12 protein-coding genes are annotated in these 12,600 nt (G+C 33.6%); 4 read left to right on the top strand and 8 right to left on the bottom strand.

The features are described from left to right. Positions 1–15: 15 nt before the first annotated feature. The 3 genes from ACI5KZ_RS07780 to ACI5KZ_RS07770 form a co-directional block, all read right to left on the bottom strand. The gene (locus tag ACI5KZ_RS07780) at positions 16–816 is read right to left on the bottom strand and encodes a T9SS type A sorting domain-containing protein (RefSeq protein ID WP_109308411.1); all 801 of its coding nucleotides are present in this window, start codon (positions 814–816) and stop codon (positions 16–18) included. A 103-nt stretch (positions 817–919) separates the two neighbouring features. Continuing rightward, positions 920–2,530 carry a phosphoenolpyruvate carboxykinase (ATP) gene (pckA, locus tag ACI5KZ_RS07775; protein ID WP_109308410.1) on the bottom strand — a complete coding sequence of 537 codons (1,611 nt, stop codon included), beginning with the start codon at positions 2,528–2,530 and terminating at the stop codon, positions 920–922. A gap of 61 nt (positions 2,531–2,591) precedes the next feature. Then, positions 2,592–2,987 carry a DUF423 domain-containing protein gene (locus ACI5KZ_RS07770; protein WP_109308409.1) on the bottom strand — a complete coding sequence of 132 codons (396 nt, stop codon included), beginning with the start codon at positions 2,985–2,987 and terminating at the stop codon, positions 2,592–2,594. Between the two features lie 79 nt (positions 2,988–3,066). Between ACI5KZ_RS07770 and ACI5KZ_RS07765 the strand changes: the two genes are divergently transcribed. Together ACI5KZ_RS07765 and ACI5KZ_RS07760 are read left to right on the top strand one after the other, a co-directional pair. Then, complete coding sequence (locus ACI5KZ_RS07765) at positions 3,067–4,431, top strand: saccharopine dehydrogenase family protein (RefSeq protein ID WP_109308408.1); 1,365 nt, start codon at positions 3,067–3,069, stop codon at positions 4,429–4,431. Positions 4,432–4,440: 9 nt separating this feature from the next. Continuing rightward, the gene (locus ACI5KZ_RS07760; protein ID WP_109308407.1) at positions 4,441–4,911 is read left to right on the top strand and encodes an Lrp/AsnC ligand binding domain-containing protein; all 471 of its coding nucleotides are present in this window, start codon (positions 4,441–4,443) and stop codon (positions 4,909–4,911) included. Between the two features lie 50 nt (positions 4,912–4,961). On the opposite strand, the gene ACI5KZ_RS07755 is transcribed toward ACI5KZ_RS07760, so the two are convergent. From ACI5KZ_RS07755 to ACI5KZ_RS07735, 5 genes are all read right to left on the bottom strand, one after another. Beyond that, positions 4,962–5,687 (bottom strand): Bax inhibitor-1 family protein, encoded by a 726-nt coding sequence (locus ACI5KZ_RS07755; RefSeq protein WP_406847358.1) that lies wholly within the window; start codon positions 5,685–5,687, stop codon positions 4,962–4,964. Between the two features lie 103 nt (positions 5,688–5,790). Continuing rightward, complete coding sequence (locus ACI5KZ_RS07750) at positions 5,791–6,489, bottom strand: zinc metallopeptidase (protein ID WP_109308405.1); 699 nt, start codon at positions 6,487–6,489, stop codon at positions 5,791–5,793. A gap of 81 nt (positions 6,490–6,570) precedes the next feature. After that, on the bottom strand, positions 6,571–7,095 hold the full coding sequence (locus tag ACI5KZ_RS07745; protein ID WP_406847357.1) for a hypothetical protein: 525 nt from the start codon (positions 7,093–7,095) through the stop codon (positions 6,571–6,573). A gap of 167 nt (positions 7,096–7,262) precedes the next feature. Further along, positions 7,263–10,304, bottom strand: a complete 3,042-nt coding sequence (locus ACI5KZ_RS07740; RefSeq protein WP_406847356.1) for a leucine--tRNA ligase — start codon at positions 10,302–10,304, stop codon at positions 7,263–7,265. A gap of 67 nt (positions 10,305–10,371) precedes the next feature. Next, entirely contained in the window at positions 10,372–11,232 is an 861-nt protein-coding gene (locus tag ACI5KZ_RS07735) for a UbiA family prenyltransferase (RefSeq protein WP_109308402.1), read from the bottom strand. Positions 11,233–11,350: 118 nt separating this feature from the next. Between ACI5KZ_RS07735 and ACI5KZ_RS07730 the strand changes: the two genes are divergently transcribed. Together ACI5KZ_RS07730 and ACI5KZ_RS07725 are read left to right on the top strand one after the other, a co-directional pair. Continuing rightward, positions 11,351–12,229: an ABC transporter permease gene (locus ACI5KZ_RS07730; RefSeq protein WP_109308401.1), complete on the top strand. Its 879-nt coding sequence runs from the start codon at positions 11,351–11,353 to the stop codon at positions 12,227–12,229. 72 nt (positions 12,230–12,301) lie between these two features. After that, the gene (locus tag ACI5KZ_RS07725) at positions 12,302–12,559 is read left to right on the top strand and encodes a DUF3098 domain-containing protein (RefSeq protein WP_109308400.1); all 258 of its coding nucleotides are present in this window, start codon (positions 12,302–12,304) and stop codon (positions 12,557–12,559) included. Positions 12,560–12,600 lie beyond the last annotated feature (41 nt).

Here is a 12,600-nt window from a genome sequence, read left to right as displayed (position 1 = left end):
TTGTTCTAAAATTAATTATTTAATAATTAATTTCTTAGTGTCTACTTTGTTTTCAGTTACAAACCTTGCAATATAAACACCTGAAGCTAATTCAGAAACATTGATTCGATTCTCACCAAAATTTAGTTTTCTATCCATTATACGCTTCCCTGTAATATTGTAAATTTCAACAGTTGCATTTTCTAAATTAGAAGACACAACAACTCTATTTGAAGCAGGGTTTGGATACATTGTAAAATCTACAGTCTGGGTTGTTTCTATCCCTAATGTAGAAGAATCGTAAGAGAATGCTATTTCCGCAAAACCTGATTCGGATGCATCACCATGATTTGATAATACCTCCATACGAATAAATGCTGCAAAAACGTTACTAAAAGTAAATGTCTCTGGTGGAGATAAAAAAGTAACAACTTCTTGTATGGATGTTGGTGCTCCAGGTATAAGAGTATAATTTACTCCATCTGTAGATGCATAAAAATTCACGCCATTCACACCTGTATCGGTTGATGGTCCTCCTGCATTTTGATTCCAGAAATAAATTCCATTAACAGGAAAGGTTCCTCCTAAATCAAAGTCAATAGTCCCAGTAATTGAATTAGCAACTAAACAATTTCCTGCATTATCTGTTGCAGTATGATCTGATGTCATACTTGGAAATGTCACTAACCCTACTCCGTTGTATGTGTTAACCAATTGTGTGCCTGCAACGGGCGTAAAAGTTGTTGTTGCAGAAACAGGGTTTAACACAACAGTTTGAGACTGAAGGTTGATAAAAGAAGCAATAAAAATTGCTAGAATATAAGTAGTTTTTTTCATAATATATTTTTTGAGTTATGGCTATAAAATTACGCTATAATTAAATTAAAACCAAAAAAAAAGTCAGCTATATAGCTGACTTTAAAATACTTTAAATAATACCTTATTTAACGTTTGGAGCGCCAGCTAGAATTTCTTCGTTGGCATACTCTTCAAATTTTTTAAAGTTTTCTCTAAAAGAATCCGATAATTTATAAGCTGCTTTATAGTATCCTTCATCGTCATTCCATGTTAATCTAGAACTTAATACGTCGTCTGGAACCCCAGGACAAGTTCTAGGTTGTTTTAAACCAAAAACAGAATGTGTTCTATATGTTTCATCGGTAACTTCATCTAAATCACCATTAAGAGCAGCACTAATCATGGCTCTAGTATATTTTAATTTTATTCTACTTCCTACTCCATAAGGACCACCAGTCCAACCTGTATTAATCAACCAAACATTCACCCCTGAAGCTTTCATTTTAGCGCTTAACATTTCAGCATACTTTGTTGGATGCAACGGCATAAATGGCGCTCCAAAACAAGCCGAAAAACTTGGTAACGGCTCATCTATTCCTGCTTCAGTTCCAGCTACTTTAGCTGTATAACCAGAAATAAAATGATAGGCTGCTTGTCCAGGAGATAATCTAGAAATAGGAGGCAACACACCAAAAGCATCTGCCGTTAAAAAGAAAATATTCTTAGGGTTTTTGCCTATAGAAGGGACTTGTATGTTGTTAATATGTTCTATTGGGTAACTTACTCTTGTGTTTTGAGTAATTGAAGTGTCCTCAAATTGAACCTCTCCTTTATCATTCATAATCACATTCTCAAGAATTGCTCCTGGTTTAATGGCATTATAAATATCTGGTTCATTTTCTTCAGAAAGATTAATAACTTTCGCATAACACCCACCTTCAAAATTAAAAACGGTGTTTTCGTTTGTCCAACCATGTTCATCATCTCCAATTAACCTACGTTCTGGATCTGCTGAAAGCGTTGTTTTTCCAGTACCAGAAAGACCAAAGAAAATAGCTGTATCTCCTTTTTCTCCAACATTAGCACTACAGTGCATTGGTAAGGTATTTTTAAAAACAGGTAAAATAAAGTTTAAAGCAGAAAAAATACCTTTTTTAATTTCTCCTGTATATCCAGTTCCTCCAATTAAGGCAATCTTTCTACTAAAATCTAAAATAGCAAAATTGTGCTGCCTTGTTCCGTCAACATCAGGATCTGCCATAAATCCTGGTGCATTGACTATCGTCCACTCTGGAGTAAAGTCTTTTAACTCAGCTTCAGTTGGTCTTAAAAACATGTTTGAAGCAAACATGTTACTCCAAGGATATTCATTAATTACACGAATATTTAGTTTGTATTTTTCGTCTGCACAAGCATAACTATCTCTTACAAAGACTTCTTTTTCAGATAAGTAAGCAGTTACCTTGTCGTATAATTTTTGAAATTTATCGGATTCAAAAGGGATGTTTATATTTCCCCACCATACTTTATCTTCTGTAACAGAATCCTTTACAATAAATCTATCTTTAGGTGATCTTCCAGTAAATTCTCCAGTGTTTACAGCTAAGGCTCCAGAAGATGCTTCAACACCTTGTCCTTTAGCAATCGTAATGTCATGAAGTTGTTTTGGGGATAATTGATATTGTACTTTGGCATTTTTTATTCCATAAGGTTCTAGTGAAATCTTATTAGATGCTTGAGTATGATCTATCATAATTGTTTTTGTGTTGTTTATAGTGCAAAATTATAATTTTATTTTAAAGTAAGCATCAATTTTATGAAATATCAGTCTTCATTTTTAAAAAGTTTATTAACAATATTATCCATGAAATAATTAAAAGTAAACCACCTATTGGTGTTATAAATCCAATACTTTTAAAATTGAAACCAGTAAGTTGGTTGGTTGCCAAACCGTAAATAGATCCAGAGAAAAACAATATCCCTATAAGAACCAAATAAAAAATACGCGTTTTTGCTTTTAAGCTAATTAAAGACGTACTGCCAACAAACAATAAGAAAATAGCGTGATACATTTGATATCTTACTCCGGTTTCAAAAGTATGTTGCGCTTCTTCAGAAATTAACTCCTTTAAACCATGAGCAGCAAATGCCCCTAAAACAATACTCAATATGCCTAGAATGGTTGCAGTGATTAATATTTTTTTGTTCATATAAAAATACTTTTAGAGTTTCGAATGCACTTAGTATTTATTACATTCGTAGCTACAAAAATACTCAACAATTCTCAATATGCGAAAGATTTTAGTAATAGGTGCTGGAAAATCTGCATCATACCTCATAAAATATTTATTAGATAAATCAGAACAAGAAGATTTACTCATTATCGTTGGCGATGTCAATTTTACTCATGCTAAAAAACTTATAGGAGATCACGAAAATGCTCAGGCTATTATGCTTGATGTATTCGATAAAAAATCTCGTCAAAACGCAATCCAAAATTCAGACATAGTTATTTCTATGCTTCCTGCTAGATTTCATATTGAAGTAGCAAAAGACTGTATTAGTTTTAATAAAAACATGGTTACGGCATCTTATATCAGTGAAGAGATGCAAAAGCTTGATAAAGCGGCTACAGATAAAGGCTTAATTTTTATGAACGAAATTGGTGTCGATCCTGGAATTGACCATATGAGTGCCATGCAGGTCATTGATAGAATTCGTGAAAAAGGCGGCCAAATTATTCTCTTTGAGTCTTTTACAGGAGGTCTCGTAGCACCTGAAGATGATAACAACTTATGGAATTATAAATTTACTTGGAATCCAAGAAATGTAGTAGTTGCTGGCCAAGGTGGTGCAGCAAAGTTTTTACAAGAAGGGACTTATAAATACATTCCTTATAACCGCCTTTTTAGAAGAACAGAATTTCTAGATGTTGAAGGGTATGGGAGATTTGAAGGATATGCTAATAGAGATTCATTAAAATATCAATCGGCTTATGGTTTAGATAATGTAAAAACACTTTATCGTGGAACTATGCGACGTGTTGGCTTTTCTCGTGCTTGGAATATGTTTGTTCAATTAGGAATGACTGATGATGAATATACCATTGACGATAGTGAAAACATGAGCTATCGTGATTTTGTAAATGCCTTTTTACCTTACAGCCCAACGGATTCTGTGGAGCTTAAATTTAGACATGCTTTAAAAATTGATCAAGACGATATTGTTTGGGACAAGCTATTAGAAATCGACCTTTTCAATAATAAAAAAATGGTTGAACTTAAAAAAGCAACGCCTGCACAAATACTTCAGAAAATTTTAGAAGAAAGCTGGACACTTAATGACCATGAAAAAGACATGATAGTTATGTATCATAAGTTTGGATATGAACTAGATGGCAAGATGCATCAAATAGATGCTACCATGGTAACATTGGGAGAAGACAGGGTTTATACAGCTATGGCTAAAACAGTTGGTTTGCCTGTTGCAATTGCAACTCTAGCTATTTTAAATGAAAAAATAACGACTCCTGGAGTGCAAATGCCAATAACTAAAGAGGTTTACGACCCAATTTTAAAAGAACTAGAAACATATGGCATAACGTTTAAAGAAACTGAGGTGCCTTATTTAGGTTATAATCCATTAAATTTATAAACATATTACTTGAAAGTTGTCAATCAAAATATTGAAATTGATGGTATCGATAAAGCCATACTTCGTGCTTTAATGAGCGATGCCAGAACACCTATTTTAGAAATTGCTAGACAAGTGGGTATTTCTGGAGCAGCTATACATCAACGTTTGAGAAAGCTTGAAAAATCTGGTATTATTTCTGGTTCTAAATTTGTTATTAATCCGAAAGTTTTAGGTTATACTACCATGGCGTTTATAGGTATCTATTTAGATAAAGCTATGAGCAACCCAGAAGCTGTTAAGCAACTTAAAAAGATACCTGAGGTTTTGGAATGCCATTATACCACAGGAAACTGGAGTATTTTTATTAAAATACTATGTAAAGACAACGAGCATTTAATGCACTTGTTAAATAAAGAAATTCAATCTATAGAAGGAGTTTCAAGAACAGAAACCTTTATCTCTTTAAATCAGCAAATAGATAGACAGATTAAAATATAAAAAAACTCCTGAGAAATCAGGAGTTTCTTAATTATATAATTTTCTATAATTTAATCTCTAGACATAAAAATGCTCAAGATATACCAAAATAAGAGCATTAAAGATGCAAATAAACCTAAAGCGGCTGGAATATAATCTTCTGTTGTATATTTATTCACCAAGTTAGATGTTTGGTACAAGATAGAACCTCCTGCTAATAAACACATGCCTACAGAAAACCAAAGTCCCATATTGAATCCAAAAATAGTTCCGGCTATAATCAAACCTATAGCAATAAAGAATCCAATAGTCAAGCCTGTTTTTAAAAACGAAAAGTCTTTTTTAGTTACAAACACCACGGCAGATAAACCGGTAAACAAAGCTAAGGTTACAATAGCTGCCTGATTTAACATGTCTGGACCAGCTTCCATATAATAAGCGGCAATATAAATTAGTGGTACAAAAATAAATGCTTCGGCTAGAATGTATAAACCAAAAGCAAGGTATTGTTTGTTCTTGTCTGGCGATTTCATAGTCATTCTTTCAGCATAGTTGGTTATAAACATAAAACCTCCTAACATAATGAGCCATCTGTATCCTTCCGTCATCGATAATGCAAAATCCACAATAGCTTCATTTTGAAGCAATAGATATTCAAATAAAATAAAAACTAGAACACCTCCAGCCACATGTGCATAGGTTTTTTTATAAAAGGCCACTCTATCTGTTTCAGATAGTGTCGCTAGTAAGACTTTTGTTTCTGTAGGTTCAAAAGGATTTTGAGGTTGATTTTCCATAAGTAGTTAATTAAGTAGTATTTTTAGTTGGATAAATGTAATAAAAAAAATAAACCGAACACCTTATAAAAAGCATTCGGTTTAAAAATATGTATTCTTTTAATTAGTCTCTACTACCACCAAAAACTTGCAAAGCCCAATATAATAATGAAGCTAAAGCTCCAATTGCAGCTACTAAATAGGTTCTTGCTGCCCATTTAAGCGCATCTTCTGAGCCTTTATATTCTTCAGGAGTTACCATATTCTTTGCTTTTAACCATGCTAAAGCTCTATTACTAGCATCATATTCTACTGGGAGTGTAATAAAACTAAATACAGTTGCCATTCCCATGAAAATAACACCTAAAACGGCTACATACCAACCTAGGCCAATACCTGCTGCTCCACCTAAAATCAAGCCTCCAATAATTAACCATTGAGACATTCCAGATGTCACACTAACCATAGGCACTAAAGTAGAACGCATTTGTAACCAGCTATAAGCTTGGGCATGTTGTACAGCATGACCACATTCGTGAGCTGCTACTGCTGCAGAAGCTGCATTTCGTTGATTATAAACAGACTCACTTAAGTTTACCGTTTTGTTTTTCGGATTGTAATGGTCTGTAAGTTGCCCAGGAGTTGAAATAACCTCAACATCTGTAATGCCATTATCTGCCAACATTTTTTCGGCAATTTCTTTCCCACTCATGCCATTACGTAATTGCACTTTCGAGTAGAAAGCAAATTTCTTTTTAAGCTTATTGCTTACCAACCAACTTACAAGCCCAATGGCTCCAATTAATATATAATATCCAATCATTTTTTATTTTGTTTTAAAAGATAAAATTACTTGTAATATAGCAAATTCTAAGCCAAATTTTCGTTAAGAAATTTTGTCAGTTTATTGTTTTATAAGATGGGCTTTTTGGACTGCAAAAACAGGGTAAGAAACCACCTCTGAAGCATCTTCTCCTTCTGTTCCTGTAATCACCTTTTGTGTTTTGTTGGTAACTGTTATTTCAAAATCCATAGCGTCTTTATAGAAACGTTCCGTAGTTGTTAAAATGTTGTCTTGCACTTCAAACATGCTGTACATAGTGTCATCGATAAGTTTAGCATCTAATAAAATGCCATTGTTTTCGTCTACAATATATTCGCCTTTAGAGGCATCTTTTTCAATAAGATTGTATTTGCGCTCCTGACGATCGCCATTCATAATATAAACCAACATGTATTGGTGTTTGCCAATGGAATCTGTTTTATTTAAATGAAATTCCATTTGAATTGTTTGTCTGCCACGCGTATTTACAATGTGCAAATCGCCTTTATAGATGCCATAAAAATCTTGTGGGAATTGCAAGGATTCGGTTTGAGCATTTGTTGAAAAGCTTGCAACAAGAAACATGAATAACCAGAGAGATTTCATAATATGTGTTTAGCCTCTAAAATACGAAATATTATGTTTTGGATGTTCTCGATACTATTTTCAGTTTTTAAAACTGAAAATCACTCGAAGTTAGGTAAGACTTTTTTATATATCAATCTACAATACTTCGAGTGATTTTTGAGGAACGAAAAAATTGTATCGAGAAGTTACCCAACAATATTCACAATCTTTCCAGGAACAATAATTACTTTTTTAGGTTCGCGACCTTGTAATTGTGCTTTGGTTTTTTCGTGAGACATAACTGCTGCTTCTATCTCGTCTTTACTCATATCCATTGGTAATTCTAGAGTAAAACGCATTTTACCATTAAAAGAAATGGGGTAATTCTTAGAGCTTTCTACTAAATGACTGGCGTCAAACTTAGGGAAAGGTGCTGTTGAAATAGACTCGTTATGACCTAATTTGCTCCATAATTCTTCAGCTATATGTGGTGCATAAGGCGACAGTAAAACCAATAAAGGCTCTAAGACTTGTTTGCTTGTACATTTTTGAGCTGTTAACTCATTAACGGCAATCATAAAGGTAGAGACTGAGGTATTGAAAGAAAAATTCTCAATATCTTCTTCTACTTTTTTAATGGTTTTATGAAGCGTTTTTAGATTGTCTTTTGTTGGTTCTGAATTATTGACATGAAGTCCGTTTTCTCCAACATACAATTTCCATAGTTTTTTAAGAAAGCCATGAACCCCTGTAATTCCTGCTGTATTCCAAGGTTTTGCTTGTTCAAGAGGTCCTAAAAACATTTCGTACAAACGTAAGCTGTCTGCGCCATATTGCTCGCAAATACTGTCTGGATTGACCACATTGTATTTGGATTTGGACATTTTTTCGACTTCGCGCTTAACTTTTAATTTTCCTTCATCTTTGATGAATTTAGCGTTCCAAAATTGTTTATACTTTTCATCATTTAAAAAATTATCAATCAACAATTCGTTTGAAACACCAACATTACATACATCTACTCTATTAGTCCAAATAGAAAAATCTAATTCATTAAGATCCAAATTCTCATCATTATGATATTCAAATATATCTTTCAATTCACTGTATTCATCATACAATATTTCAACAGTAGTTATTAATGATACGCTTAGAAAATCATCTTGCTTTTTTTGATTATTAGCCGAAATAATAATAGGAGGTAGCTTTTCAATAAATCTTTCATAAGCACCAACATTAACTATTCCTTTTTCTGCTAATGATTCTATATCCAATTCTAGTGTTAAAAAAAATGCACTCTCACCCAAAATCATCCCTTGGTTAATGAGCTTTTTAAAAGGTTCTTCTACATTTACAAAGCCTCTATCTTTCATGAATTTCACCCAAAAACGAGAGTATAATAAATGTCCTGTAGCATGCTCGCTTCCTCCAATGTATAAATCGACATTTTCCCAGTATTTCAAGGCATCTTCGCTTGCAAATTTCTGATCATTATGCGCATCCATGTATCTAAAGAAATACCAGGAACTTCCAGCCCAACCAGGCATGGTGTTTAGTTCTAGTGGAAACACTGTTGTATTATTTATCTTATCGTTTGAAACTACCGAATGGGTTTCTGTACACCAAGCCCAAACATCGGCACGACCTAAAGGTGGTTCGCCTGTTTCGGTAGGCAAATATTTTTCAACGTCTGGCAAACGGATTGGTAAGTGGGCTTTATCAATCATTTGTGGTTTGCCATTGATGTAATATACTGGAAATGGTTCTCCCCAATATCTTTGACGAGAAAACACAGCATCACGCAATCTGTAATTGGTTTTACCTTCGCCTTGACCTAATTGCTCTAATTCGAAAATAGCACGTTTGGTGGCTTTTTTGTAGTTCATTCCGTTTAAGAAATCGGAATTAGCAATGATGGTATGGTCTTTATCAGTATGTGCTTCTTCAGAAATATCTACACCTTCAAAAATATTAGGAATTGGAATATTGAAGTGTTTTGCAAAATCGTAATCACGTTGGTCACCACAAGGCACCGACATAACGGCTCCTGTTCCATAACCAGCTAATACATAATCGCCAATCCAGATTGGAATAGGTTCTTTGCTAAATGGATGTTCGGCATACGCGCCTGTAAACACACCAGAAATGGTTTTTACATCTGCCATTCTATCGCGTTCGCTACGTTTTGCAGTGGCTTGAATGTAAGCTTCAACTTCAGCTTTTTGTTCTGGAGTCGTGATTTCTGAAACCAATTCGTGTTCTGGGGCTAGCGTCATAAAACTCACTCCAAAAATGGTGTCAGGACGTGTTGTAAATACTTCGATTTTATGAGATGCTTCGACAAGCTCAGCATGACACTCTTCATTTGAAAGCACTTTAAAAGTGACTGATGCTCCAACCGATTTCCCAATCCAGTTTCTCTGACTTTCCTTTAAAGAATCTGTCCAATCGATAGTATCCAAACCTTGAAGCAAACGTTCAGCATAAGCTGAAATTCGCATAGACCATTGGGTCATTTTTTTTCTAATTACTGGGTGCCCACCACGTTCTGAAACGCCATTGACTATTTCATCGTTTGCTAAAACAGTTCCTAAAGCAGGACACCAGTTGACTTCGGTTTCAGCTAAATACGTTAATCTGTATTGTAATAAGATGTCTTGTTGTTTTTCAGATGAAAAACTATTCCACTGTTCGGCTGTAAAGTCTTCGATGTTATCATCGCAAACTGCATTCACATGGGTGTTTCCTTCCGAAGCAAATTTTGAAACCAAGGTTTCTATAGCTTCCGCTTTATTTGAATCGTTATTATACCAAGACTCAAATAACTGGATAAAAATCCATTGGGTCCATTTGTAATAACTTGGATCAGACGTTCGCACTTCGCGAGACCAATCGAAAGAAAAACCAATCTGGTCTAGCTGACGTCTGTATGTTTTAATATTTGTTTCTGTAGTAATTGCTGGGTGCTGACCCGTTTGAATGGCATACTGTTCAGCAGGTAATCCAAAACTATCATAACCTTGAGGATGCAACACATTAAAACCTTTATGCCGTTTGTAACGCGCATAAATATCACTAGCAATATAACCTAGTGGATGTCCAACATGCAGTCCTGCTCCACTTGGATAAGGAAACATATCTAACACGTAATATTTAGGCTTATCACTCTGGTTTACGGCTTGAAACGTTTTGTTCTCAGCCCAATATTTTTGCCATTTGGCTTCTATCTCGTTGAAATGGTATTGCATTGTCTTGGTTTTCGCTTGTAAAAGCGCAAATTTACGGTTTATTATATGATTGTAAAAGGAAGAGTGATCAAAAAATAGGTTGCAAAAGTTTACCAGAATATAAGACCCAAATCATTGAAAGTATGGCACTAAGATTCATAGCAATTCCAAATAATTTCATTTGATTTAAAGTATATGGCTTTTCTTTAAAAATGAAAAACACATCTGCAATTAACCATAACGAAAATATGCCTAAAAAACCTGCAAGCACATAATCCTGAAACCAATATGCAAGAATAAAAGTTTCTAACACTAGTAAAAACAGCATTAGTAGTTTGGTGTTTTTTCTTCCAATAAGTGTTGCTGTGGTTCTTTTACCTGCTTTTAAATCGGGTTCTATATCCATAATCTCTCCAGCTATATGTGCCTGAAATGCAAACAAAGTTAAGTATAGTATGGTTTGCCAAGGTAACATATCTAAATTATTTAGTTGCACACTAAAAAAGGCTGTGAACACATATCCCATTTGAATACAAATTTCAAAAGGAGGTCGTTCTTTAATTCTAAAAGGCTTGAAGTTATAAATAATATTAATAAACACCATAAACATTAGTAAACACAACATTCTCCAACCAGAAACAACTGTAAAATAAATAATAAATGGAAGCACTACTAATGCAACTTTTCTAGGAATGGATGCTAATTGCTTAGGAGTAGATTTGGCTCCAAAAAGAAAATTTCCTTTTCTTTCATTTAGTTCATCGGCATTAAAATCGTTATAATCATTCAATCCATAAACTAAATAATTAAGAGGAAAGGTGACAAAAAGTAAACCAATCCAAAAATTGATTTCTAACCAATACTGGATTTGCAAGCTAAAAGGCACTAAATAAATCCATAGAGTTGGAAAATATAAACCTGGACGAGATATTTTTAAATCGTGGAGCAAATGTTATAAGTGTTTTGCATCAAATTTAAACTTATTATAACAATGTTGAAAGTTTAAACGTTGTAAACCACAACGGATAAGAATTCTTTTATATTTTTACATCATTAACTAAACATTTATGAGTTCATCTTTTGATAAGTATCAAAAACGCAGATTAATATCTTCCTATTTTTCGGTAGTTTTAAGTATTGCATTGGTTTTATTCCTTTTAGGTCTCTTAGGCTTACTGGTTTTGAATGCAAAAAAAGTGTCCGATCATTTTAAAGAGCAGGTAGTTGTTACCATCTATTTAAAGGAAGCTGCTAAAGACGTAGAGATTAAGCAACTTGAAAAAAGTCTGGCGATGTCTGATTATGTGAAATCGACAGAATATGTATCTAAAGAGCAAGCTGCCGAATCTATGAAAGCTGAGAATGGAGAAGATTTTATGGAGTTTCTTGGCTATAATCCGTTACAGAATTCTATAGATGTGCATTTAAAAGCCGATTATGTAACTTCTGAACATTTGGAAACCATTAAAGACGAAGCACTTTCTAAAAACTTTGTAGACGAAGTACGCTATGATAATGACTTAGTGACTTTAATGAATAACAACGTAAAAAAAATTAGTTTTTGGGTATTAGTAATTAGTGGCATTTTTACTGTTATTGCTGTGTTATTAATTAATAGCTCAATTAGATTATCGGTTTACTCCAAACGATTTACCATAAAAACCATGCAAATGGTTGGCGCTACCAAGCATTTTATTAGAAGACCTTTTGTTTGGAAAAGTGTGCGTTTAGGAATTGTTGGAGCACTGGTAGCCTTAGCTGGAATGGCTGTTGTTTTATACTATTTAAACCAAACATTCCCAGAGCTCAACTTGTTACAAAGTCCAATTTTAATTGGCGCTTTATTTGCGACTGTTTTTATTTTAGGAATTGTTATTACATGGATAAGTACCTTTATAGCAACACAGCGATTCTTAAACTTAAAAACAGATCAATTATATTATTAGATAATTTATAACCTCTTTAACGTTCTTTTTTAATTAAATCCGTTAATTTGTATCTTTATTTACATTAAGATTATGGGAGAACAAAAACGTAAGGAACAAACCAAAAACGACTTTATCTTTGGAAAGAAAAACTATAAGTTTATGCTCATTGGTTTAGCTTGTATAGCAGTAGGTTTTGCTTTAATGTCTGGTGGAGGAAGTAACGACCCGAATGTTTTTAATCCAGATATTTTTAGTTTTAGAAGAATTAGACTAGCTCCAACACTTGTATTAATTGGTTTTGGTATTCAGGTGTATGCAATACTTTTAAATCCTAATTCAAAAAAATAAATTCCAAAACCTTTTTTTTTCATCATTTCATCATTTGAAAT

Origin of the sequence: Xanthomarina sp. GH4-25 (assembly GCF_045363175.1) — a bacterium.
In the GTDB taxonomy this organism is placed as follows: domain Bacteria; phylum Bacteroidota; class Bacteroidia; order Flavobacteriales; family Flavobacteriaceae; genus Xanthomarina.
Note: the sequence above shows the minus strand (reverse complement) of the source record. Positions and strands in the feature narration are given on the sequence as shown.